The sequence below is a fragment of the Clostridium porci genome, from assembly GCF_009696375.1.
In the GTDB taxonomy this organism is placed as follows: domain Bacteria; phylum Bacillota; class Clostridia; order Lachnospirales; family Lachnospiraceae; genus Enterocloster; species Enterocloster porci.
Map to the genome: position 1 here is coordinate 1 of NZ_VUMD01000065.1, position 1,346 is coordinate 1,346.

A 1,346-nucleotide genomic window follows, 5' to 3' on the forward strand; every position below is an offset into this window, starting at 1 on the left:
TACTACATAGACGAATTGCAGGCACTTGGGGATATTCCACCCAGCTTACAGAATTACATTGACTATGAAGCCTACGGGCGAGATTTGGATATGGGCGGTTGCTTCATTGAAACAAGCCGAGGTATGTGCGAGATACCATATTAACGCTGGAAGATCAGCGACAAGCATTGTTGCTACTGACAGCGTATTTCTCTTTAAGGGACAGTCTGAAAATGGCTGTCCTTTTCTCTTTGAAGAACTTACGAAAGGAGCTGAAAGAACTTGAAAAAGATTAAATCTTACACGGGTATCTGGAACGTGGAAAAAGTCTTATATGCAATCAATGATTTTAACTTGCCCTTTCCCGTTACTTTTACACAGATTACATGGTTTTTGATTACGGAATTTATCATCATTCTGTTTGGGGATATTCCCCCACTTTCCATGATTGAGGGAGCATTTCTCAAATACTTCGGTATTCCCGTTGCTCTCACTTGGTTTATGTCGCAGAAAACCTTTGACGGAAAGAAGCCGTACAGCTTTTTGAAATCACAGATAACTTATGCGTTGCGACCGAAAATCACTTATGCAGGAAAAGCCGTAAAACTGCATAAGCAGATATTGAATGAAACAATCACGGCAGTAAGGAGTGTGAACTATGTTCCCGATAAAATATATTGACAATAATCTTGTCTGGAACAAGGACAATGAGGTGTTCGCTTACTATGAGCTGATACCGTACAACTATTCTTTTCTATCCGCAGAGCAGAAATTTATCGTGCATGACAGCTTTCGCCAGCTTATCGCACAGTCCCGTGAGGGTAAAATTCATGCCTTGCAGATTGCCACAGAAAGCTCAATCCGAAGTATGCAGGAGCAGTCAAAGAAACTGGTAACTGGAAAATTAAAGGAAGTTGCCTACCAGAAGATAGACGAACAGACCGAAGCGTTAGTATCTATGATTGGGGACAATCAAGTGGACTACCGCTTTTTTCTTGGCTTTAAGCTCATGGTTACAGAAGAACAGCTCAATCTGAAGAACATCAAAAAATCGGCGTGGCTGACGTTCACGGAATTTCTCCATGAAGTGAACCACACGCTGATGAATGATTTTGTTTCCATGCCGAATGATGAAATCAACCGTTACATGAAAATGGAAAAGTTACTGGAAAATAAAATCTCCCGTCGCTTTAAGGTGCGTCGCTTGGAAATCAATGATTTTGGGTTTCTCATGGAACATCTTTACGGCGGGGACGGTATCGCTTATGAAGATTATGAGTACCAGCTACCAAAGAAGAAATTGAACAAAGAAACGCTGATAAAATACTACGACCTTATCCGTCCGACAAGGTGTGTGATTGAGGAAA

The 1,346-nt window shown here is 41.3% G+C and carries 2 protein-coding genes and 1 pseudogene; all 3 read left to right on the forward strand.

Annotation, left to right across the window (positions count from 1 at the left end):
• Positions 1 to 144: antirestriction protein ArdA (locus tag FYJ39_RS20365; RefSeq protein ID WP_139045268.1), on the forward strand; the 144-nt coding region annotated here is incomplete at its 5' end.
• A gap of 117 nt (positions 145 to 261) precedes the next feature.
• Entirely contained in the window at positions 262 to 660 is a 399-nt protein-coding gene (locus tag FYJ39_RS20370; RefSeq protein ID WP_154474122.1) for a conjugal transfer protein, read from the forward strand.
• A pseudogene (locus FYJ39_RS20375) lies at positions 638 to 1,346 on the forward strand (ATP-binding protein); the annotation flags it as partial. The gene FYJ39_RS20370 and the pseudogene FYJ39_RS20375, both read left to right, overlap by 23 nt.